Annotated in this window: 19 protein-coding genes; 12 read left to right on the top strand and 7 right to left on the bottom strand. The window is 59.1% G+C overall.

The window, feature by feature from the left end:
• Positions 1 to 159 precede the first annotated feature (159 nt).
• The gene (gene typA / locus ACP7EE_RS01365; RefSeq protein WP_420646847.1) at positions 160 to 1,980 is read right to left on the bottom strand and encodes a translational GTPase TypA; all 1,821 of its coding nucleotides are present in this window, start codon (positions 1,978 to 1,980) and stop codon (positions 160 to 162) included.
• Positions 1,981 to 2,119: 139 nt separating this feature from the next.
• Positions 2,120 to 3,574 carry a tRNA uracil 4-sulfurtransferase ThiI gene (gene thiI, locus ACP7EE_RS01360; RefSeq protein ID WP_420646846.1) on the bottom strand — a complete coding sequence of 485 codons (1,455 nt, stop codon included), beginning with the start codon at positions 3,572 to 3,574 and terminating at the stop codon, positions 2,120 to 2,122.
• A gap of 327 nt (positions 3,575 to 3,901) precedes the next feature.
• Between thiI and glnA the strand changes: the two genes are divergently transcribed.
• From glnA to ntrC, 6 genes are all read left to right on the top strand, one after another.
• A complete protein-coding gene (glnA, locus tag ACP7EE_RS01355) occupies positions 3,902 to 5,308 on the top strand; it encodes a glutamate--ammonia ligase (protein WP_420646845.1) in 1,407 nt (468 codons plus the stop codon).
• 129 nt (positions 5,309 to 5,437) lie between these two features.
• Positions 5,438 to 6,586 (top strand): toxin-antitoxin system YwqK family antitoxin, encoded by a 1,149-nt coding sequence (locus tag ACP7EE_RS01350; protein ID WP_426232998.1) that lies wholly within the window; start codon positions 5,438 to 5,440, stop codon positions 6,584 to 6,586.
• Positions 6,587 to 6,722: 136 nt separating this feature from the next.
• A complete protein-coding gene (locus ACP7EE_RS01345) occupies positions 6,723 to 7,238 on the top strand; it encodes a DUF4124 domain-containing protein (RefSeq protein ID WP_426232996.1) in 516 nt (171 codons plus the stop codon).
• Positions 7,235 to 7,861 carry a DUF4124 domain-containing protein gene (locus tag ACP7EE_RS01340; protein WP_426232994.1) on the top strand — a complete coding sequence of 209 codons (627 nt, stop codon included), beginning with the start codon at positions 7,235 to 7,237 and terminating at the stop codon, positions 7,859 to 7,861. Before ACP7EE_RS01345 ends, ACP7EE_RS01340 begins: the two co-directional genes overlap by 4 nt.
• Positions 7,862 to 8,091: 230 nt before the next feature.
• Entirely contained in the window at positions 8,092 to 9,177 is a 1,086-nt protein-coding gene (gene glnL / locus ACP7EE_RS01335; protein WP_420646841.1) for a nitrogen regulation protein NR(II), read from the top strand.
• The gene (gene ntrC / locus ACP7EE_RS01330; protein ID WP_420651274.1) at positions 9,174 to 10,610 is read left to right on the top strand and encodes a nitrogen regulation protein NR(I); all 1,437 of its coding nucleotides are present in this window, start codon (positions 9,174 to 9,176) and stop codon (positions 10,608 to 10,610) included. The genes glnL and ntrC overlap by 4 nt, the downstream gene beginning before the upstream one ends.
• 437 nt (positions 10,611 to 11,047) lie before the next feature.
• Here the strand turns inward: ntrC and ACP7EE_RS01325 are convergent, their stop codons facing one another.
• A complete protein-coding gene (locus ACP7EE_RS01325) occupies positions 11,048 to 11,488 on the bottom strand; it encodes a hypothetical protein (RefSeq protein ID WP_426232992.1) in 441 nt (146 codons plus the stop codon).
• Between ACP7EE_RS01325 and ACP7EE_RS01320 the strand changes: the two genes are divergently transcribed.
• Entirely contained in the window at positions 11,487 to 11,942 is a 456-nt protein-coding gene (locus ACP7EE_RS01320) for a tRNA (cytidine(34)-2'-O)-methyltransferase (protein WP_426201844.1), read from the top strand. The genes ACP7EE_RS01325 and ACP7EE_RS01320 overlap by 2 nt on opposite strands.
• Before the next feature lie 97 nt (positions 11,943 to 12,039).
• On the opposite strand, the gene secB is transcribed toward ACP7EE_RS01320, so the two are convergent.
• Genes secB through ACP7EE_RS01305 form a run of 3 tightly spaced genes read right to left on the bottom strand, consistent with a single transcriptional unit; the run spans position 12,040 to position 13,255 of the window.
• Entirely contained in the window at positions 12,040 to 12,525 is a 486-nt protein-coding gene (gene secB / locus ACP7EE_RS01315; RefSeq protein WP_420646837.1) for a protein-export chaperone SecB, read from the bottom strand.
• A 60-nt stretch (positions 12,526 to 12,585) separates the two neighbouring features.
• Entirely contained in the window at positions 12,586 to 12,840 is a 255-nt protein-coding gene (gene grxC, locus ACP7EE_RS01310; protein WP_420646836.1) for a glutaredoxin 3, read from the bottom strand.
• A 1-nt stretch (position 12,841) separates the two neighbouring features.
• Positions 12,842 to 13,255 (bottom strand): rhodanese-like domain-containing protein, encoded by a 414-nt coding sequence (locus tag ACP7EE_RS01305; protein WP_426232990.1) that lies wholly within the window; start codon positions 13,253 to 13,255, stop codon positions 12,842 to 12,844.
• A gap of 154 nt (positions 13,256 to 13,409) precedes the next feature.
• Between ACP7EE_RS01305 and gpmI the strand changes: the two genes are divergently transcribed.
• From gpmI to ACP7EE_RS01280, 5 genes are all read left to right on the top strand, one after another.
• Positions 13,410 to 14,939 carry a 2,3-bisphosphoglycerate-independent phosphoglycerate mutase gene (gene gpmI / locus ACP7EE_RS01300; RefSeq protein WP_426232988.1) on the top strand — a complete coding sequence of 510 codons (1,530 nt, stop codon included), beginning with the start codon at positions 13,410 to 13,412 and terminating at the stop codon, positions 14,937 to 14,939.
• A gap of 299 nt (positions 14,940 to 15,238) precedes the next feature.
• Positions 15,239 to 16,543 carry a murein hydrolase activator EnvC family protein gene (locus tag ACP7EE_RS01295; RefSeq protein ID WP_426201849.1) on the top strand — a complete coding sequence of 435 codons (1,305 nt, stop codon included), beginning with the start codon at positions 15,239 to 15,241 and terminating at the stop codon, positions 16,541 to 16,543.
• 31 nt (positions 16,544 to 16,574) lie between these two features.
• Positions 16,575 to 17,894 carry a S41 family peptidase gene (locus ACP7EE_RS01290; RefSeq protein ID WP_420646832.1) on the top strand — a complete coding sequence of 440 codons (1,320 nt, stop codon included), beginning with the start codon at positions 16,575 to 16,577 and terminating at the stop codon, positions 17,892 to 17,894.
• 2 nt (positions 17,895 to 17,896) lie between these two features.
• Entirely contained in the window at positions 17,897 to 18,673 is a 777-nt protein-coding gene (locus ACP7EE_RS01285; protein ID WP_420651273.1) for a divergent polysaccharide deacetylase family protein, read from the top strand.
• Positions 18,674 to 18,784: 111 nt separating this feature from the next.
• Positions 18,785 to 20,167 (top strand): Vps62-related protein, encoded by a 1,383-nt coding sequence (locus ACP7EE_RS01280; protein ID WP_426232985.1) that lies wholly within the window; start codon positions 18,785 to 18,787, stop codon positions 20,165 to 20,167.
• On the opposite strand, the gene ACP7EE_RS01275 is transcribed toward ACP7EE_RS01280, so the two are convergent.
• The gene (locus ACP7EE_RS01275; protein WP_426201855.1) at positions 20,148 to 20,903 is read right to left on the bottom strand and encodes a substrate-binding periplasmic protein; all 756 of its coding nucleotides are present in this window, start codon (positions 20,901 to 20,903) and stop codon (positions 20,148 to 20,150) included. The genes ACP7EE_RS01280 and ACP7EE_RS01275 overlap by 20 nt on opposite strands.
• Between the last annotated feature and the right edge of the window lie 4 nt (positions 20,904 to 20,907).

Below are 20,907 nucleotides of genomic sequence, written 5' to 3'. Positions count from 1 at the left end.
GTGATTGTTGTCGTACACAGAATCCATGTCCGACTCAAAACCCTGTGGGAGCTGGCTTGCCAGCGATGGGGCGCTGAAATCAATACATAACCCCCAGACAAACAAAAACGCCCCCGGTCTCTCGACCGGGGGCGTTTTCATTCAGCCTGAACTGATTACTCAGATCTTGGCTTTCTTCGCAGCGCGGGTACGCTCGCTTTCGTCCAGGATCTTCTTGCGAAGACGGATGGACTTAGGCGTAACTTCGCACAGCTCGTCTTCCTGGATGTATTCCAGAGCCTGTTCCAGAGTGAACTTCACTGGTGGAACCAGAGCGATGGTTTCGTCTTTACCCGAAGCACGCATGTTGTCGAGCTTCTTGCCTTTGGTTGGGTTGATACCCAGGTCGTTGTCGCGGCTGTTCTGGCCGACGATTTGACCGGTGTAGATCTCCTGACCGTGTTCAACGAACAGCTTGCCACGCGCCTGCAGAGTTTCCAGGGAGTAGGTCAGAGCCTTGCCGGTTTCAACCGAAACCAGAACGCCGTTCTGACGGCCGGACATGTGGCCCGACTTGACGGTGTCGTAGCGATCGAAGATCGAGGTCAGGATGCCAGCACCGTTGGTCAGGGTCAGGAACTGGTTACGGAAACCGATCAGACCACGAGCAGGGATGTTGTATTCCAGACGCACACGGCCTTTACCATCCGGGACCATGTTGCTCAGGTCGCCTTTACGCAGACCCATCTCTTCCATGACCTTGCCCTGCGCTTCTTCAGGGATGTCGATGGTCACGTTTTCGAACGGTTCTTGTTTAACGCCGTTCACTTCACGAATGATCACTTCCGGACGGCCCAGGGCCAGCTCGAAGCCTTCGCGACGCATGGTTTCGATCAGTACCGAGAGGTGCAGCTCACCACGGCCGGAAACCTTGAACTTGTCAGCGGTGTCGCCTTCTTCAACTTTCAGGGCAACGTTGTACAGCAGCTCTTTGTCCAGACGGTCCTTGATGTTACGGGACGTCACGAACTTGCCTTCTTTACCGCAGAATGGCGAGTCGTTTACCTGGAAAGTCATGGAAACGGTTGGCTCGTCAACGGTCAGAGGCTTCATCGCCTCGACAGTGTCCGGGTGGCACAGGGTGTCGGAGATGAACAGCGAGTCCATACCGCTGACGCAAACGATGTCGCCTGCGAAAGCTTCTTCAACGTCGATACGGTGCAGACCGTGGTGACCCATCAGCTTCAGGATACGACCGTTACGCTTCTTGCCATCAGCACCGATTGCAACAACCGGGGTGTTCGGCTTGACGCTGCCACGAGCGATACGGCCAACGCCGATTACACCGAGGAAGCTGTTGTAGTCCAGTGCCGAGATTTGCATCTGGAACGGACCTTCACGGTCGACTTTAGGAGCCGGAACGTGATCGACAACCGCTTGGTACAGCGGGGTCATGTCTTCAGCCATGTCGGTGTGATCCAGACCGGCAATGCCGTTCAGGGCCGAGGCGTAAACAACCTGGAAGTCCAGTTGTTCTTCGGTAGCACCGAGGTTGTCGAACAGGTCGAAGATCTGATCCAGAACCCAGTCCGGACGCGCGCCTGGACGGTCAACCTTGTTGATCACCACGATTGGACGCAGGCCGGCTTCGAAAGCCTTCTTGGTCACGAAACGGGTTTGCGGCATAGGGCCGTCTTGAGCGTCGACCAGCAGCAGCACGGAGTCAACCATCGACATCACGCGCTCAACTTCGCCGCCGAAGTCGGCGTGGCCCGGGGTGTCCACGATGTTGATGTGGTAGCCGTTCCAGTTGATGGCGGTGTTTTTCGCCAGAATGGTAATACCGCGCTCTTTTTCCTGGTCGTTGGAGTCCATCACGCGCTCGTCGTTGAGCTCGTTGCGCTCCAGAGTGCCGGATTGACGCAAGAGTTTGTCTACCAGGGTGGTTTTACCATGGTCAACGTGAGCAATGATGGCGATGTTGCGTAGATTTTCGATCACTTGTGTATCTCGATCAGAGGATTCGGTTTGCTGACAAGTCTTGGCAGCGATTAGCAGTAGTGTCCGGCGTGGCCGTTACAGCTTGACGGCGGTGTCGGGGGGCCGGTGACGCAGGCCACAGGCAAACAGCCCCGGGCACTTAGCTCGGTCGATAAACGCGCACATTGGCATGCCCCTCACTGAGCAAATGGTGGGCATGCAGGCGACTCATCACGCCTTTGTCGCAATACAGCAGGTACTGGCGAGTAGGGTCCAGTTCCTTGAAACGTGCGTTCACTGCATAGAACGGCATCGTCTGTACCTCAATGCCGGCAAGCTCCAGCGGCTCGTCCTCAGCGGCATCCGGGTGACGGATGTCGATGACGATCTGACCGGCCAGTGCTTCGCCGACTTCTTCAATTTGCAAATCCTGGCCCAATTCGTCGATCACCCGATCGATCGGCACCAGTCTGGCGTTCTCGAGCGCACGCTCAAGGACTGCCATGTCGAATTCTTTCTCTTCGTGCTCGACCCGATTGCGCTTGGCCGCGGTCTTCGGATTGACCGAGATCACGCCGCAATACTCAGGCATGTGCCGGGCGAAATCGGCGGTGCCGATCTCGTTGGCCGTGTCGATGATGTCCTGCTTGTGCGCGACGATCAGCGGTCGCAACACCAGTTTGTCGGTCACGCAGTCGATCACGGACAGGTTCGGCAGCGTCTGGCTGGAAACCTGGGAGATCGCCTCGCCGGTCACCAGCGCATCGATCTGCAACCGGTCGGCGATGCTGGAAGCCGCGCGCAACATCATACGCTTCAAAACGACGCCCATATGACCGTTATCGACTTTGCCGAGAATTTCTCCCAGCACTTCTTCGAACGGCACACTGACAAATAACACGCGTTGCGAGCTGCCGTACTTCTTCCAGATGAAATGCGCGACTTCCATAACCCCCAATTCATGGGCGCGGCCGCCCAGATTGAAGAAGCAGAAGTGGCTCATCAGGCCGCGGCGCATGATCTGGTACGCGGCAACCGTCGAGTCAAAGCCGCCGGACATCAATACCAGTGTCTGTTCCAGCGCACCGAGCGGGTAGCCGCCGATACCATTGTGCTGGCTGTGGATCACAAACAACCGTTTGTCGCGAATTTCCATCCGCACTTCAATTTGCGGCGCTTTCAGGTCGATTCCAGCGGCACCGCACTCACGGCGCAGCTTGCTGCCGACGTATTTTTCGACGTCCATCGAGCTGAAAGTGTGCTTGCCCGCACGTTTGCAACGCACCGAAAAAATCTTCCCGGCCAGCGCATCACCGTAGTGCTGTTTGCACTTCTCGGTGATGTCGTCGAAGTCACCCAGCGGGTACTCGTCGATCTGCAAAAAGTGCGCGATGCCCGGCATGCACGTCAGGCGCTCGCCCATCTCTTTCAGGGCCTTGGGGTCGCTGATGCGCGTTTCCAGCTCGAGATTGTCCCACACACCGTTCACCACCACGGCCGGGTCCAGGTCACGGAGCACGGTGCGGATATTCTTGGCCAACTGGCGGATGAATTTCGTCCGGACAGGTCGGCTTTTGATGGTGATCTCGGGGAAGACTTTTACGATTAATTTCATGAAAACAGCGCGCGCAGGGCCAGCCGAAAAAGGGGGGCGCGGATTATAGCGGAAATTGCTCAAGGTTTAACCAGTTAATGTGCAGAAGGTTTTGCCTGCACCAAAACGGGTCATTTCCGGTTAATGACGCTACATTAGAGGGCGGGTTTTTCTATATTTCGAAGCTTTGCACCTTTATAAGCGTGAATACGGGGCAAAAAACCCATGCTGGGGCACTGGCATGCAATTTGCTCCCTTGTGAGGCAGGTTGCCTTGGCAGAGTATTCGCGCCGGCATCACCACTATTAAGGGCATCCACTACCCGCCCTAATTCACCCGGAGGACACTATGTCGAAGTCGGTTCAACTCATCAAAGATCATGACGTCAAGTGGATTGATCTGCGCTTCACGGACACCAAAGGCACTCAGCACCACGTGACCATGCCGGCTCGCGATGCGCTGGAAGACGACTTCTTCGAAGTCGGCAAGATGTTCGACGGTTCCTCCATCGCTGGCTGGAAAGGCATCGAAGCCTCCGACATGATCCTGCTGCCGGACGACGATTCTGCCGTGCTCGACCCGTTCACCGAAGAGCCGACCCTGATCCTGGTCTGCGACATCATCGAACCTTCGACCATGCAAGGTTACGATCGTGACCCGCGCGCCATCGCGCACCGCGCCGAGGAATACCTGAAGACCACCGGTATCGGTGACACCGTTTTCTGCGGTCCTGAGCCAGAGTTCTTCATCTTCGACGAAGTGAAGTTCAAGTCCGACATCTCCGGTTCGATGTTCAAAATCTTCTCCGAGCAAGGCTCGTGGATGTCCGACCAGGACGTGGAAGGTGGCAACCGTGGCCACCGTCCAGGCGTGAAAGGCGGCTACTTCCCGGTTCCGCCGTTCGACCACGACCACGAAATCCGTACCTCGATGTGCAACGCACTGGAAGAGATGGGTCAAGTCGTTGAAGTTCACCACCACGAGGTGGCAACTGCCGGTCAGAACGAAATCGGTGTCAAGTTCAACACCTTGGTGAAGAAAGCTGACGAAGTTCAGACACTGAAATACGTTGTGCACAACGTTGCCGACGCTTACGGCCGCACCGCTACCTTCATGCCGAAGCCGCTGTACGGCGACAACGGTTCGGGTATGCACGTGCACATGTCCATCTCCAAAGATGGCAAGAACACCTTCGCTGGCGAAGGCTATGCCGGCCTGTCGGAAACCGCTCTGTACTTCATCGGCGGCATCATCAAGCACGGTAAAGCGCTGAACGGCTTCACCAACCCGGCTACCAACTCCTACAAGCGTCTGGTACCAGGTTTCGAAGCTCCGGTAATGCTGGCCTACTCGGCGCGCAACCGTTCCGCCTCGATCCGTATTCCTTACGTCAACAGCCCTAAAGGCCGTCGTATCGAAGCACGTTTCCCGGATCCGGCTGCCAACCCGTACCTGGCTTTCGCAGCGCTGCTGATGGCTGGCCTCGACGGCATCCAGAACAAGATCCACCCAGGCGATGCTGCCGACAAAAACCTGTACGACCTGCCGCCTGAAGAGGCGAAAGAGATCCCACAAGTTTGCGGCAGCCTGAAAGAAGCTCTGGAAGAGCTGGACAAGGGCCGTGCGTTCCTGACCAAGGGCGGCGTGTTCTCCGACGACTTCATCGATGCTTACATCGCGCTGAAAAGCGAAGAAGAAATCAAAGTCCGCACCTTCGTACACCCACTGGAATATGAGCTGTACTACAGCTGCTGATCCGGTAGCGCCGCGCTACGCGGCGTGACAAAAAAGAGGCCTCCTTCGGGAGGCCTTTTTTGTGCCTGCGCATCCATGGATAATCCGCCGCTCTCGCGCCCTGCCCGGCGCCTTGACGAAAGGATTCGTATGAAGTGGTTGTGGTTGTTCGCCCTGACGCTCGGCATTGGCTGCACGACTGTCAGCGCCACCGAGTTTTATGAAAACAAGTCGCTGGCGCATCCGCTGATTCAGGGATTGCAGGAGAGTTCGGCGACGCTGGCGTTCATCAAGGAAGCGGGCGGTGTGAAAGGCTACTACTGCGTCTGCGACTCGCCGGTTGCAGAGCCGCATCTGCTCGATGATTTCGGCGCAGCGTCCATCGAGTCGGTGTTCCTGATGTCGCTCGACAGTGAGGATCCGACCCGCTTCGTGCTGTTCCGACAAAACGGGCTCTACAAGATTCACGCCTACAAGTACAACAACAACGACCGCCTCTACAGCCGCGTCGCGAACTTGCAGAGCGCTCTGGACCGGATCACCGCCGGGCAGAAACACCTCGACGCACTGACAGTCAAGAAGGCCCTGGGCCGGATCACCCCGCTCAACTACCGCTTCTATTACGAAGAAACCGGCGTGCCGGAGTTCGATCAGATCGACTTCAGCCAAGGAACGCTGGTGGGCTATTACGGCCAATATTACGACCCGCTGAGCGACCCGACGCCGGATGCTCAACCGTACTTCTTCAAGAAGACCTACCAGGAAAAAGACGGCCGGTTTCTCACCGTTACCTTCTGGCGCTGGCTCGACACCACCCGCGTCGAGGGCAACCGCACACTCTACAACTACACGGTCAGCCGCATCGCCTGGGAGACCGCGCCGGCGCAGTTCACAGGCAGTGAGGACGGCAAGTCGGTGTCGTTCTACGACGGCGAGATCGCTTCCCGTGGCACTTACCAGCACGGTGCGCGCATCGGAGAATGGTACTTTGCCAAAGAGAACAACTATTCGGAATCAGGCAGCTATGTAAATGGCGTGCGCGAGGGAAAATGGACCGAATTCCACGATGCGCAATACGCACAAGGTGACTACCGCAACGGTTTGCGCGAGGGTCGCTGGACGCTCGCCAACTACGATGAGATGGACTGGGTTGCTACCGGGTTCGAAACCTACAGCCATGGCAAGCTCAATGGACCGAGCGAGCGGACTGTTGGCGGCGTCACCGAACGCGGCAACTACCGCGACGGAGAGCGCGAAGGCCACTGGGTTACCGAGAAGGCAGCCAGCAGCGCCCAGTGATCAAGCCTAAATGGCACAGTAGCAATGCCTCGCAACCTTAAGACCGGCGACGAACCAGTGGAGCTGATTGTGTTCTATGCTGGCGGCCAGGACATCCCATTGTCCGAGTAGTCTTCGCTGCCCACAGGGAGAATGAATGCGGCTATTTCCATGCTTGTTGCTCCTGGCCATCACATGCCCTGTGAGCGCGCAGATCTACAAGTACACCGACGCCGCCGGCAACACGGGTTACAGCGATCATGCGCCCGACGGCGTGCAGGCGCAGGCGGTGGAGTTGCCGCCGCTCAATCGCGTCGAGCCGCAGGCGCCGAGCACTTCTGCGCCACCGCCGGTATCGGATACCCGCGAACAGCCGCGCAAAACCTACGAGATTCTGGAACTGGGAGGCTTGCCCACCGAGGAAGCCCTGCGCGCCAACAACGGCACCTTTACCGTCACCGTGCTGATCAAGCCGCGCCTGCAACCGCCGCATCAATTGCGCCTGCTGCTGGATGATCAGCCTTATGGCCAGCCGAGCAATGTGCCGATCCTGCAACTGGTGAATGTCGACCGTGGCGAGCATCGGCTGGCGGTGCAGGTGATCGACGGTGAAGCGATCATCCAGCAAAGCCCCGCAGCGGTGTTTACCGTGCAGAGAGTGCACAAGCCATGAAGCGCTGGGGAATTGGGGTTCTGTTGGGGCTGATCGCGCTGTCAGCGTCGGCCGAGGTGTTTACCTACATTGATGCGCAGGGTAACCGGGTGTTTACCGACCAGCCGACCCACGGCAAAGCCAAGCGTGTGCCGCTGCCAACCAGCAACCGCATGTCGGCCAACCCCACCGGCGCCCTGCCGATCACCAGCGCAAAACAAACGCCCGAATTACCGCTGTTCCGTTACGACATGCTGCGTCTGCTGATCCCGGAACCTGATGCAACCATCCGCAGCAGTGCCGGCGAGTTGATCGTCAGCGTCACCAGCGAACCCGGCCTGCAAGCCGGGCACCGCTACCGTTTGCTGCTCGACGGTCAGGCGATTGGCGAACCCGGCCTCAGCCCGGTTTTCCCACTGAGCAACATCGACCGGGGCAGCCACAACCTGTCGGTGGAAATCCTCGACACCCAAGGGCGGACGGTCGAAAAAACCGCCAATCAGCCGTTCCACATGCTGCGCATCTCGCTGACCCAGAAACGCCAGGTCAAACCTTGCGTCGCTGACGACTACGGCGTGCGCCCGGAATGCCCGCTGAAAGACAAACCCGAAGAACCGAAAAACCCCTTCCTGCGTTTCTTCTAACGCTGTTCAGCTTTGCGCACTATATTGGTGCATAAGACTGCACCGTACTCACATTGCAGCCCATTTTGGTTCGAAACTACCCGTTGGAGCTGGCCACCTGCCACGCAAACGAGCGTCAAACGCCCGTTTCAGTGGTCGAGCGCTTCTTTTCGGAGCCTTGGTTTGGTTTTTGCATTTTCCGTTTACCGACGCTTGTTTCCTGCGCACGCTCCGCTGCAAAAGAGGTCCTGATGACCATTAGCGACGCACTACACCGTTTGCTGCTCGACAACCTGACCACCGCCACCATCCTGCTCGACGCCGAACTGCGCCTCGAGTACATGAACCCGGCGGCGGAGATGCTGCTGGCCATCAGCGGCCAGCGCAGCCATGGCCAGTTCATCAGTGAGCTGTTCACTGAGTCCACAGAGGCGCTCAACTCGCTCCGCCAGGCCGTGGAACAGGCGCACCCGTTCACCAAACGCGAAGCGATGCTCACCGCCCTCACCGGCCAGACTCTGACCGTGGATTACGCGGTGACGCCAATCCTCAGCAACGGTGCAACGCTGCTGTTGCTCGAAGTGCATCCGCGTGACCGCCTGCTGCGCATCACCAAGGAAGAGGCGCAGCTGTCGAAGCAGGAAACCAGCAAGATGCTGGTGCGCGGCCTCGCCCACGAAATCAAGAATCCACTCGGCGGCATCCGCGGTGCCGCGCAACTGCTCGCCCGGCAACTGCCGGAAGACAGCCTGCGTGATTACACCAACGTGATCATCGAAGAGGCCGATCGTCTGCGCAATCTGGTCGACCGCATGCTCGGTTCGAACAAGCTGCCCTCGCTGGCGCTGTGCAACGTACATGAAGTATTGGAGCGCGTTTGCCATCTGGTCGAGGCCGAGAGTCAGGGCTGCATCACCTTGGTGCGCGATTACGATCCGAGCATTCCCGACGTGTTGATCGACCGCGAGCAGATGATTCAGGCGGTGTTGAACATCGTGCGTAACGCGATGCAGGCCATCAGCAGCCAGAACGAGCTGCGCCTGGGCCGCATCAGCCTGCGCTCGCGCGCCATGCGCCAGTTCACCATTGGCCATATCCGCCATCGTCTGGTGACCAAAATCGAGATCATCGACAACGGGCCGGGCATTCCGCCGGAACTGCAGGAAACCATTTTCTTTCCCATGGTCAGCGGCCGTCCGGACGGTACCGGGCTAGGCCTGGCCATTACCCAGAACATCATCAGTCAGCACCAGGGCCTGATCGAGTGTGAAAGCCATCCAGGCCACACCACCTTCTCGATCTTTCTGCCACTGGAACAAGGAGCCACATCGACATGAGCCGTAGTGAAACCGTGTGGATCGTCGATGACGACCGATCAATCCGTTGGGTGCTGGAAAAAGCCCTGCAACAAGAAGGCATGACCACCCAGAGCTTCGACAGCGCCGATGGCGTGATGAGCCGTCTCGCGCGTCAGCAACCCGATGTGATCATCTCCGACATCCGCATGCCGGGTGCCAGTGGCCTCGATCTGCTGGCGCGGATTCGCGAGCAACACCCACGTTTGCCGGTCATCATCATGACCGCTCACTCCGATCTGGACAGCGCGGTCGCCTCCTATCAGGGCGGCGCGTTCGAGTACCTGCCAAAACCGTTCGACGTTGATGAAGCGGTATCGCTGGTCAAACGCGCCAATCAACACGCGCAAGAACAGCAAGGCCTGGAAGTGGTGCCAGCCCTGACCCGCACCCCGGAAATCATCGGCGAAGCGCCGGCGATGCAGGAAGTGTTTCGCGCCATCGGGCGCTTGAGCCACTCCAACATCACCGTGCTGATCAACGGCGAGTCCGGCACCGGTAAAGAACTGGTGGCCCACGCCCTGCACCGCCACAGCCCGCGCGCGGCCTCGCCGTTTATCGCGCTGAACATGGCGGCGATTCCGAAAGATCTGATGGAATCCGAGCTGTTCGGCCATGAGAAAGGCGCGTTCACCGGCGCGGCAAACTTGCGTCGCGGGCGCTTCGAACAGGCGGATGGCGGCACGCTGTTTCTCGATGAAATCGGCGACATGCCGGCGGACACTCAGACGCGCTTGCTACGGGTTTTGGCCGATGGCGAGTTTTATCGGGTTGGCGGGCACGTACCGGTCAAGGTCGATGTGCGCATCATCGCCGCGACGCATCAGAATCTGGAAACCCTGGTACATGCCGGGAAATTCCGTGAGGACTTGTTCCATCGCCTCAACGTGATCCGCATCCACATCCCGCGCCTGTCGGATCGTCGCGAAGACATCCCGACCCTGGCCAGGCATTTCCTCAGCCGCGCCGCGCAAGAACTCGCGGTCGAGCCGAAGCTGCTGAAAAGCGAGACCGAGGAATACCTGAAAAACCTGCCCTGGCCGGGCAACGTGCGTCAGTTGGAGAACACCTGCCGCTGGATCACCGTGATGGCGTCGGGACGCGAAGTACACGTCAGCGACCTGCCGCCGGAACTGCTGAACCTGCCGCAGGATTCGGCACCGGTGACCAACTGGGAGCAAGCATTGCGTCAGTGGGCTGATCAGGCTTTGGCGCGCGGGCAATCGAGCCTGCTCGACAGCGCGGTGCCGGCGTTTGAGCGGATCATGATCGAGACGGCGCTGAAGCATACGGCCGGGCGTCGGCGGGATGCGGCGGTGTTGCTGGGTTGGGGGCGCAATACTCTGACGCGCAAGATCAAGGAATTGGGCATGAAGGTTGATGGTGGGGATGATGATGAGGGCGAAGAGGGTTAATCAACCTTCAACCGTCTCGCTCGCGATGTCGCAAGGGCCAGCGTGCACCATCGCAATGCGCTCTGACCCGCAATTGCGCACGGCACCCCATTGTTATTTCTGCAATTGACCCGCAAAAAAACCGACGTAAGACACACGAAAGCCCCGAATCCCGGGGCTTTCGCATTTCTATCGAGCTATTTTGTTTCGCGATATTAAAACCTGGCACGGCCCCTGCAATAACTCAATCAGGTGATTCGATTCACCACCCGTTTCGGGGGCCTTGGTACAGGCAGGCCGGGGATTCCCCTCTTTACATCGGACTCAGCGAGTCCACCCTTTTGGGGCCCTTGATACAGGCAGGTCAGGGGTTCCTTCTTTACACCGGCTCAGCCCGCATTGCGATGAGCCCGCCCGTTTTGGGAACCTTGGTACAGGCAGGCCGGGGATTCCCTCTTTTATTTATCGCGCAGACGAATCTCCAGCCGCCAGCGGTCGTCGAGCTGTTTGCCGACCCACTCGCCTTGCAGCGGCCGCGCGGCCACCAGCGTCAGCAACAAGCCCTTGTCACTCAATCGCGTCCGCCAGTTCACGTCCTTGCCGTCGAGCTTGAGCTGGCCTTTCTGCGCCTTGCCCTCCGCTTCGAACAACAACGCCACGCTGCCGTCGACGATCTCGCCGTGCAGCTTCGGTTCGTTGTTGAACCACACCAGCAAGCCACCATCGACCACTTCGACCTGTTGCAATACGCTCTGGTCAGGCGTGGTCAACCGACCAATCATCAGCCCGACCATCACACCGACAATTGCCAGCGAAGCAATCACGCGCGGGAATAGTTTCGAACGCCGATCCGTTGGCGGCGTAGAATGCGCGTCATCTTTACCTGCGGAGCCGTGCATGTTTCACGTCATCCTTTTTCAACCAGAAATTCCGCCGAATACCGGCAACGTTATCAGGCTGTGCGCCAACAGCGGCTGCCACCTGCATTTGATCGAACCGCTGGGCTTCGACATGGACGACAAACGTCTGCGTCGCGCCGGCCTCGACTATCACGAGTATGCCACTCTCCAGCGCCACGCCGATCTCGCCAGTTGCCTGGAAAGCCTCGGCCATCCACGGCTGTTCGCGTTCACCACCAAGGGCTCGCGGCCGTTTCATGATGCGGCGTTCGTGCCGGGCGATGCGTTCATCTTCGGCCCGGAAAGCCGTGGCTTGCCGCCGGAAGTGCTCGACGCCCTGCCGTCCGAACAGCGCCTGCGCCTGCCGATGCGTGAAGGCTGCCGCAGCTTGAATCTGTCGAACACCGTCGCCGTGGCGGTGTACGAAGCGTGGCGGCAGAACGACTTCAAATAATTTTCGCCTGACACAAACAATCGCGGGCAAGCCCGCTCCCACAGGTTTTGCACAATCCTGTGGGAGCGGGCTTGCCCGCGATTTTCAGCAGCGCCGTTTATTGAACGGTTGGCGTCTCGCCGCTTTCCTGCATGCGCTGCAGTTCTTGCGCGTACAGAGCGTCGAAGTTCACCGGAGCCAGCATCAGCGCCGGGAACGAGCCACGGGTGACCAGGCTGTCCAGCGTCTCGCGAGCATACGGGAACAGGATGTTCGGGCAGAACGCGCCCAGGGTGTGGCTCATCGAAGCCGCATCGAGGTTCTTGATCAGGAAGATACCGGCCTGCTGCACTTCAGCAATGAAGGCCACTTCTTCACCGTTCTTGACGGTCACCGACAGGGTCAGCACGACTTCGTAGAAATCGCCTTCCAGTTGCTTCTGGCGGGTATTCAGATCCAGACCGACCTGCGGGTCCCACTGCTGGCGGAAGATCGCCGGGCTTTTCGGGGCTTCGAAGGACAAGTCACGTACGTAGATGCGCTGCAAGGAGAATTGCGGTGCGGTTTCTTCTTCGCTGGCTGCAGTGTTCTGTTGGTCAGTCATCTCAGATCCTTTCTGATCTTGGGTCTTTTAGGGTTCTTGGTGTGCGGTCGAGTGTGCGGGTCAGGCCTTGAGCAGCGCGTCGAGCTTGCCTGCGCGCTCAAGGGCGAACAAGTCATCACAGCCGCCGACGTGCTTGTCGCCGATCCAGATCTGCGGCACAGACGTGCGCCCGGCCTTCTGGGCCATGGCGGCACGCACCTGCGGCTTGCCATCGACCTTGATCTCTTCGAAGGCCACGCCTTTGTTCACGAGCAGATGCTTGGCTCGCGAACAGTAAGGGCAGTAATCGCTGGAGTAGACGATGACTTGAGTCATTTCACTTCACCAGCGGCAGGTTGTCGCCTTTCCAGCTGGAGATCCCGCCGGACAGCTTGCCGGCGGTGAAGCCGGATTTCATCAGCTCGCGAGCGTGGGTGCCAGCGGTCTGGCCCAGGGCGTCGACCAGAATGATGGTCTTGGCCTTGTGCTTTTCCAGCTCAGCGACACGCGCGGCCAGTTTGTCTTGAGGAATATTGATCGCGCCAACGATGTGGCCAGCGGCGAAATCCTTGTTCGAACGGATGTCCACCACAATGCCTACGTCCTTGTTGACCAGTGCGGTCAGTTCGCCGGTGCTCAGGCTTTTACCGCCGCCCTGCATCGTGTGCGCCAGCAGCAGTGCCAGCAGTACGACGAAGATACCGACAAGAATGTAGTGGTTAGTGGCAAATTCAATCAGGTGAGCAACCATCGAAGGAGGTTCCAGGGCGTTAAAATGTCGGCCAGTATACACAGCCACTATGGTCGGCCAAACCCCGTCCGGCGGTGACGCGGTCGGAACTTCGCTTTAAACTCCAACTCCCTTTTCCATCGCCCTCTTATTAACTCAGCCACGAGTGGATTCCATGACTACCACGCCTAAACCTTTGGTCCTGATCATCCTCGACGGCTTCGGTCACAGCGACAGCCCTGAATCCAACGCCGTATTTGCCGCGAACAAGCCTGTGCTGGATCGCCTGACAGCCAATCAGCCGAACGGCCTGATTTCGGGCAGTGGCATGGACGTCGGCCTGCCGGACGGCCAGATGGGCAACTCGGAAGTCGGCCACATGAACCTTGGCGCCGGGCGCGTGGTGTATCAGGACTTCACTCGCGTGACCAAATCGATCCGCGACGGCGAGTTCTTCGAGAACCCGACCATCTGCGCCGCTGTGGATAAAGCCGTGGCCGCCGGCAAAGCCGTGCACTTCATGGGCCTGCTGTCCGATGGCGGCGTGCACAGCCACCAGGATCATCTGGTCGCCATGGCTGAGCTGGCGTTCAAGCGCGGCGCTGAAAAAATCTACCTGCACGCCTTCCTCGACGGTCGCGACACCCCGCCGAAAAGCGCACAGTCGTCGATCGAACTGCTCGACGCGACCTTCCAGGCACTCGGCAAGGGCCGCATCGCCAGCATCGTCGGGCGTTATTTCGCCATGGATCGCGACAACCGCTGGGATCGCGTATCTCAGGCCTACAACCTGATCGTCGATGGCAACGGCGAATTCAACGCCGCCACCGCTCAGGAAGGCCTGGAAGCCGCCTATGCGCGTGGCGAGAGCGACGAGTTCGTCAAAGCCACCAGCATCGGTGAGCCGGTCAAGGTCGAAGACGGCGACGCCGTGGTATTCATGAACTTCCGCGCCGACCGTGCCCGCGAGCTGACTCGCGTGTTCGTCGAAGACGATTTCAACGAGTTCGAGCGCGCGCGCCAGCCAAAACTGGCCGGTTTCGTCATGCTTACCCAATACGCCGCCAGCATTCCTGCGCCTTCGGCCTTCGCCGCCGGCAGTCTGGAAAACGTGCTCGGCGACTATCTGGCGAAAAACGGCAAAACCCAGCTGCGCATCGCCGAAACCGAAAAATATGCCCACGTGACCTTCTTCTTCTCCGGTGGCCGTGAAGAACCGTTCCCGGGCGAAGAACGCATTCTGATCCCGTCGCCAAAAGTCGCTACTTATGACTTGCAGCCGGAAATGAGCGCGCCGGAAGTTACCGACCGCATCGTCGATGCCATCGAAAACCAGCGTTACGACGTGATCGTGGTCAACTACGCCAACGGCGACATGGTCGGCCACAGCGGCGTGTTTGACGCTGCGGTGAAGGCTGTTGAATGCCTGGATCTGTGCGTTGGCCGTATCGTCGAGGCGCTGGAAAAGGTTGGCGGCGAAGCACTGATCACCGCCGACCACGGCAATGTCGAGCAAATGGCCGATGAGTCCACCGGTCAAGCGCACACCGCGCACACCACCGAGCCGGTGCCGTTCATCTATGTCGGCAAGCGTGACTTGAAAGTGCGTGAAGGCGGCGTGCTGGCGGACGTGGCACCGACCATGCTCAAGCTGCTGGGCATGGAAAAACCGGCGGAAATGACCGGGACTTCGATTCTGGTGTAATTCGCCGGATCAAACACCGCAAAACCCTGTGGGAGCTGAATTGTGGCGAGGGGATTTATCCCCGTTCGGCTGCGTAGCAGTCGTGAAATCTTTGCATGCGGTGTGCAAAACGCACCGTGACAGCAGATTTTGGGGCGGCTTCGCCACCCAACGGGGATAAATCCCCTCGCCACAGTTCGCTTCTACAAAGGTTTTTGGCGTTTTTCAGCCCAGTTATCACACAGCCCCAATTGGGCGTTTTTTTTGCCGCGTGGGGCGGGCATACTAGGCCGTCCCTTACCTCGGTGCCGCCCGCCTCTATGCTTCGCCTCCTGATCGCCCTTGCTCTGACATGCCTGCTCCAACCGGCCTTCGCTGACGAGCGCGCGCAAACCCAACAACAGTTGGACGCCACGCGTCAGGACATCGCCGAGCTGAAAAAACTGCTGGGCAAGCTCCAGGAAGAAAAATCCGGGGTGCAGAAAGACCTCAAGGGCACCGAAACCGAGATGGGCAAGCTTGAGAAACAGGTCGATGCCCTGCAAAAAGAGCTGAAGAAAAGTGAATCCGAGCTGCAGCGACTCGATGCGGAGAAAAAAAAACTCCAGAGCGCGCGCACTGAACAGCAACGACTGATCGCCATCCAGGCCCGTGCGGCCTATCAGAACGGCCGGCAGGAATACCTCAAGCTGCTGCTCAACCAGCAGAACCCCGAGAAATTCGCCCGCACCCTGACCTATTACGACTACCTGAGCCAGGCTCGCCTGGAGCAGTTGAAGAACTTCAACGAAACCCTGCGCCAACTGGCCAATGTCGAAAAAGACATCGGCGCGCAGCAAGCGCAGTTGCTGTCACAGAAAAGCGACCTCGACACCCAGCGCGACGCACTCGACAAGGTGCGCAAAGAGCGCCAGCAAGTGCTGGCCAAGCTCAACGACGACGTGAAGGCCCGCGATCAGAAACTCGCCGCCCGCGAGCAGGATCAGGCAGACCTGTCTAAAGTCCTTAAAACCATTGAGGAAACCCTGGCTCGCCAGGCTCGTGAGGCAGAAGAAGCGCGGCAGAAAGCGCTCATTGCCCAGCAGGAAGCCGAAAAAAAGCGTTTACGTGAGGCCCAGGCTGAGGCGGACGCGAAATCCGACACCAGCGACGCCCCACGCAAACCCGCCAGACCAACACCCGGCGCACTGGTTTCCAGCAGCGGGGAGACCTTCGGTGGCGCATTTTCGGCAACTCGGGGAAAACTTCCCTGGCCAGTTGATGGTCGACTGCTGGCACGCTTCGGCGAAACCCGTGGCGACGATGTGCGCACCAAATGGGACGGCGTGATGATCAGCGCCTCCGCCGGCAGCCAGGTGCATGCCGTACACGGCGGGCGCGTGGTGTTTGCCGATTGGCTGCGTGGCGCCGGCTTGCTGGTGATCCTCGACCACGGCAACGGGTTTCTAAGTCTTTATGGTCACAACCAGACGCTGCTCAAGTCGGCCGGTGACGTAGTAAAAGCCGGTGAGTCCATCTCCACTGTCGGCAACAGCGGCGGACAGGACACACCAGCACTGTATTTCGCAATTCGTCAGCAGGGTCACCCGAGTGATCCGGCGCAATGGTGTCGTGCGCAAGGATAAGCGCACCATCTAATTCAGGAGTTCGTTCGACATGCTGCATTTGTCCCGCCTTACCTCGCTGGCCCTGACGATCGCTCTGGTGATCGGCGCGCCTCTGGCGTTTGCCGCTCAACCGGCTCCGGCCGTCGCTCCGGCAGGCACGGCCGCGACCTCCAAGGCGCCATTGCCGCTGGAAGAGTTGCGCACCTTTGCCGAGGTCATGGACCGGATCAAGGCTGCGTATGTCGAGCCGGTAGACGACAAGACCCTGCTGGAAAACGCGATCAAGGGCATGCTCAGCAACCTCGATCCGCATTCGGCCTACCTCGGCCCGGAAGACTTCGCTGAATTGCAGGAAAGCACCAGCGGCGAATTCGGCGGTCTGGGCATCGAAGTCGGCGCTGAAGACGGCTTTATCAAAGTCGTGTCGCCAATCGACGACACGCCGGCGTCGAAGGCCGGGATTCAGGCCGGCGACTTCATCGTCAAGATCAACGGCGCGCCAACCCGCGGCCAGACCATGACCGAAGCCGTGGACAAGATGCGCGGCAAGATCGGCCAGAAAATCACCCTGACCCTGGTTCGTGACGGCGGCACGCCATTCGACGTGACCCTGGCCCGCGCAGTGATTCAAGTGAAGAGCGTCAAGGCGCAACTCCTGGAGTCGGGCTACGGCCTGATCCGCATCACTCAGTTCCAGGTCAAGACCGGCGAAGAAGTTTCCAAGGCCCTGGCCAAGCTGCGCAAGGACAACGGCAAAAAGCTCAAAGGCGTGATCCTCGATCTGCGCAATAACCCGGGCGGCGTGCTGCAAGCAGCGGTGGAAGTGGTCGACCACTTCATCACCAAAGGCCTGATCGTCTACACCAAGGGCCGGATCGCCAACTCCGAACTGCGCTTCTCCGCCACCGGCAAAGACGAAAGCGAAGCGGTGCCGATGGTTGTGCTGATCAACGGTGGCAGCGCCTCGGCCTCGGAAATCGTCGCCGGTGCCTTGCAGGATCAGAAACGCGCCGTAGTGATGGGTACCACCAGTTTCGGCAAAGGCTCGGTACAAACCGTGCTGCCGCTGAACAACGACCGCGCGCTGAAGATCACCACCGCGTTGTACTTCACGCCGAACGGCCGCTCGATTCAGGCCCAGGGCATCGTGCCGGACATCGAAGTGCGCAAGGCCAAGATCACCAGCGAGCAGGACGGCGAATACTTCAAGGAAGCCGATCTGCAAGGTCACCTCGGCAATGGCAACGGCGGCGCGGACAAACCGACCGGTTCCGGCGCCAAGCCGAAAGCCATGCCGCAGGATGACGATTACCAGTTGGCTCAGGCCCTGAGCCTGCTCAAAGGCTTGAGCATCACCTCCGGCCGTTGAGGATGGGTCTGCGCTTCACGCTCGCCCTGTTGTGCCTGCTGACAGGTTTTGCTCACGCAGAACCTGTCGGCTCCAAGCCTCACAAGGTCTACCTGAGCCTGATCATCGATGATCTGGGGCAAAGCCTGCCCCGCGATCGTCGCGTCCTCGCCCTGCCCGGCCCGGTGACGGCGGCGATCATGCCTGACACCCCGCACGCCACTGAGTTTGCCCGCGAGGCCCATCGCGCCGGCAAGATCGTGATTCTGCACATGCCCATGGATCCGGCCACCGGCCCGTTCGCCTGGCACCCTGAATTGCCTATCGAAGAACTGCAAAAACGCCTCGACGCCGCATTCAAAATGGTCCCGTACACTGCCGGCATCAACAACCACATGGGCAGCCGCATGACCGCGCAACCGGTGGCCATGGCCTGGTTGATGGCTGAGTTGCAGCGTCGCCACAAGTTTTTTGTCGACAGCCGCACCAGCGCCCAGACCGTTGCAGCGCAGCAGGCGCAGAAGATCGATCTGGCGAGCGTTTCGCGCGACGTGTTTCTCGATGACGAGCGCACCGAAGCGGCAATCTTCAATCAGTTGCAGACCGCGATCAGCCTCGCTCGCAAGCAGGGATCGGCGGTGATGATAGGTCATCCGTATCCGCAGACTCTGGCGGTGCTGGAGCGCGAACTGCCAAAGTTGAAAGCGCAAGGCATCGAGTGGATCGACATCAAACAGATGATCAGTGTGCGCAGCAATCGCGCCACGGCTGCGCATGGCAAAGACGGTACCTATCGGTAACAAACCGACACACGCCTATAAATAGTTACCGCCCCACGCCCCAGGTAATTCCAGATATTGAGACCTGCAACAGGTCGCGACCGTGAGTCGCTTTCACTATCAGGAATGACCATGAACAATGAGAACACGCAAACAACGGCCGACAGGCCAATGCAGTCGATCACGGTTGATAACCTGCTGATCAACTTCACGACCGAGTTCCAGCGGGTCTGGACCTGCAACAGTTCCACTGCAAAACCCTGCGCCTTCTGGCGCCCGACCCCCGCCCCTGACTTGCTGCCGGGGTACTTCCCGCTTGGCGACGTCGCCATCTCCGGCGACGGCAATATCAATGGCGGCAGGATCGTGGCGGTTGTCTGCGAGGGACCGGCGGCGAGCGCCGATGCACAGCGGCGCAAAGCACTCAGCCCGCCCGATGACTTTGAGCAGGTCTGGAGCGATACAGGCTCGAATCCCGCCGGTGGTACGTTGTGGCTACCACTGGCTCAGGAAGGTTATGTAGCACTGGGTCTGGTGAGCTCCATCAACGACGAAAAGCCTTCATTGAATGCAGTCCGCTGCGTGCGTGAAGACCTCGTAACCGCGGCCAGCGTTGGCGCTTTGATCTGGGATGACCAAGGCAGTCGCGCTAATCAGGGTTTCAGCGTCTGGAGCGTAGATCCTCCGCTTGCCGAGGCAGGCGAGATCAACTTCGCTCCAGGAACTTTCGTCGGCTCCAATAACCACGACCGACCAGTGACCGATGTCGAAATGTATTCACTGCGAATGCAGATCCCGGTAGAGATCAATCCGGGGCCGGAACTTCCGATACTGTCTGGCTTTGCAGCGCCCGAAGCGCATGAACCGACGCAGCCGACTCAAGTAGCCAAACTGCCCTGGTTCGCGGTCGAAGACCACGGTCAGCCGCCCGCACAACGCCTGCGAGAATCGCCGTATTACTATCTGCAAAGGACGGATCGTTATGTGCTCATCGGCTCGAGCCATAACCAGGGGGACAAGAACAGCCTGGTCACATGGACCTTGCGCCGGGTGAAGAGCCGCCGGGACCTGCGGCTGTTCACGCGCATCAGCGCTGTGCAGATCCCGAGTGCATGGCCAGTCCCGGGGTCGAACGTTGAACGACCGATAAAATTCTCGGCCAAATTGAGCGAAGAATTCACCCATACCCAAACTTCAATCAGTGGATGGACAACTCCGGACATCGGGGCAGTTGCCGCCAACGTCGCAAAAAACACGATGATGGCGCTGTATCAGCTGCAAAGTAACTACGACTTGTGGCGGGAAAACCGTACAGAAACAGCTATCAACTTCATGTACTCCGATAGCAAGAGCCTGTGCTGGCTGCAATATCCACCTGAAGACGCGACTGAGGGCCTGGCGACGCCGACGCCTGTGGCAGAGCTGCCTCAGTTGCCCGAACTGCCAGAAGTGCCAGAAGTGCCAGAAGTGCCCGAGCTATCGGAGGTGCCGGATATTACAAATACCGCGCCATGATGTCGTCGACCACGCCTTCCTTGCGCAGTTGATCAAGCGCAGCCTGTAGCTTGGCGACCACCTCGTCCGGCACGTCTTTATTCAGCGCCAGATAGAGTTCGGCGCTGTTGAAGCGCAGCACGGTTTTCAGCCCGGTGACTCCGTCCTGGCGCGCCAGATAGCGCCCGGCCGGGTCGCCGGTAGCCCACAGGTCAATCTGGCCATTGATGAGTTTTTTCGCGTTGTCCTGATCACGCAAAACCACAACCGGTTTGAGACCCTGCTTGCTCAGGGTCTCGGCAATCGCATCGCCCTTGTACGCGCCGATCTTGTACTTGCGCGCATCATTGAGGGTTTCGAGGGTGATCTTGCTGTCGGGTTTGGCCAGCAGGATCCAGTCATCCGGACCAATCGGGCCAACCCATTTGAAGAGCTTTTCGCGATCCGGCAGCCGTGCCATGACGAATGCGCCGTAGCCGGGATTTTCCAGGGCGAGTTTGTAGACACGCTCCCATGGGAATCGCAGGGTCAGGCTGTAAGTGAGTTCGGCGCGCTTGAACATCTCGCGGACGATGTCCGTGGCGATGCCATTGATGTTCTCGTCCTGAGCGAAATTCTTGCCGTTCTTCGCCATGTTGTATGGCGGGAAGTTTTCGGTGAGGAGCACCAGATCGGTGTCGGGACTGTCCCCGGCATGGGCCGTGTTGAGCAACAACACAGAAGCACTGGCGAGGGCGAGAAGCAGGCGTTTGATCATGTCG

Source organism: Pseudomonas sp. TWP3-2 (genome assembly GCF_049897765.1).
In the GTDB taxonomy this organism is placed as follows: Bacteria; Pseudomonadota; Gammaproteobacteria; order Pseudomonadales; family Pseudomonadaceae; genus Aquipseudomonas.
The sequence above is the reverse complement of the archived record's forward strand: the minus strand, read 5'-3'. Positions and strand labels throughout refer to the sequence as shown.

What these genes read in the sequence shown, in the direction of transcription:
- thiI (WP_420646846.1), bottom strand. Translation starts at nt 3,574, where the DNA reads ATGAAATTAATCGTAAAAGTCTTCCCCGAGATCACCATCAAAAGCCGA.
- glnA (WP_420646845.1), top strand. Translation starts at nt 3,902, where the DNA reads ATGTCGAAGTCGGTTCAACTCATCAAAGATCATGACGTCAAGTGGATT.
- ACP7EE_RS01350 (WP_426232998.1), top strand. Translation starts at nt 5,438, where the DNA reads ATGAAGTGGTTGTGGTTGTTCGCCCTGACGCTCGGCATTGGCTGCACG.
- ACP7EE_RS01345 (WP_426232996.1), top strand. Translation starts at nt 6,723, where the DNA reads ATGCGGCTATTTCCATGCTTGTTGCTCCTGGCCATCACATGCCCTGTG.
- ACP7EE_RS01340 (WP_426232994.1), top strand. Translation starts at nt 7,235, where the DNA reads ATGAAGCGCTGGGGAATTGGGGTTCTGTTGGGGCTGATCGCGCTGTCA.
- glnL (WP_420646841.1), top strand. Translation starts at nt 8,092, where the DNA reads ATGACCATTAGCGACGCACTACACCGTTTGCTGCTCGACAACCTGACC.
- ntrC (WP_420651274.1), top strand. Translation starts at nt 9,174, where the DNA reads ATGAGCCGTAGTGAAACCGTGTGGATCGTCGATGACGACCGATCAATC.
- ACP7EE_RS01320 (WP_426201844.1), top strand. Translation starts at nt 11,487, where the DNA reads ATGTTTCACGTCATCCTTTTTCAACCAGAAATTCCGCCGAATACCGGC.
- ACP7EE_RS01325 (WP_426232992.1), bottom strand. Translation starts at nt 11,488, where the DNA reads ATGCACGGCTCCGCAGGTAAAGATGACGCGCATTCTACGCCGCCAACG.
- secB (WP_420646837.1), bottom strand. Translation starts at nt 12,525, where the DNA reads ATGACTGACCAACAGAACACTGCAGCCAGCGAAGAAGAAACCGCACCG.
- grxC (WP_420646836.1), bottom strand. Translation starts at nt 12,840, where the DNA reads ATGACTCAAGTCATCGTCTACTCCAGCGATTACTGCCCTTACTGTTCG.
- ACP7EE_RS01305 (WP_426232990.1), bottom strand. Translation starts at nt 13,255, where the DNA reads ATGGTTGCTCACCTGATTGAATTTGCCACTAACCACTACATTCTTGTC.
- gpmI (WP_426232988.1), top strand. Translation starts at nt 13,410, where the DNA reads ATGACTACCACGCCTAAACCTTTGGTCCTGATCATCCTCGACGGCTTC.
- ACP7EE_RS01295 (WP_426201849.1), top strand. Translation starts at nt 15,239, where the DNA reads ATGCTTCGCCTCCTGATCGCCCTTGCTCTGACATGCCTGCTCCAACCG.
- ACP7EE_RS01290 (WP_420646832.1), top strand. Translation starts at nt 16,575, where the DNA reads ATGCTGCATTTGTCCCGCCTTACCTCGCTGGCCCTGACGATCGCTCTG.
- ACP7EE_RS01285 (WP_420651273.1), top strand. Translation starts at nt 17,897, where the DNA reads ATGGGTCTGCGCTTCACGCTCGCCCTGTTGTGCCTGCTGACAGGTTTT.
- ACP7EE_RS01280 (WP_426232985.1), top strand. Translation starts at nt 18,785, where the DNA reads ATGAACAATGAGAACACGCAAACAACGGCCGACAGGCCAATGCAGTCG.
- ACP7EE_RS01275 (WP_426201855.1), bottom strand. Translation starts at nt 20,903, where the DNA reads ATGATCAAACGCCTGCTTCTCGCCCTCGCCAGTGCTTCTGTGTTGTTG.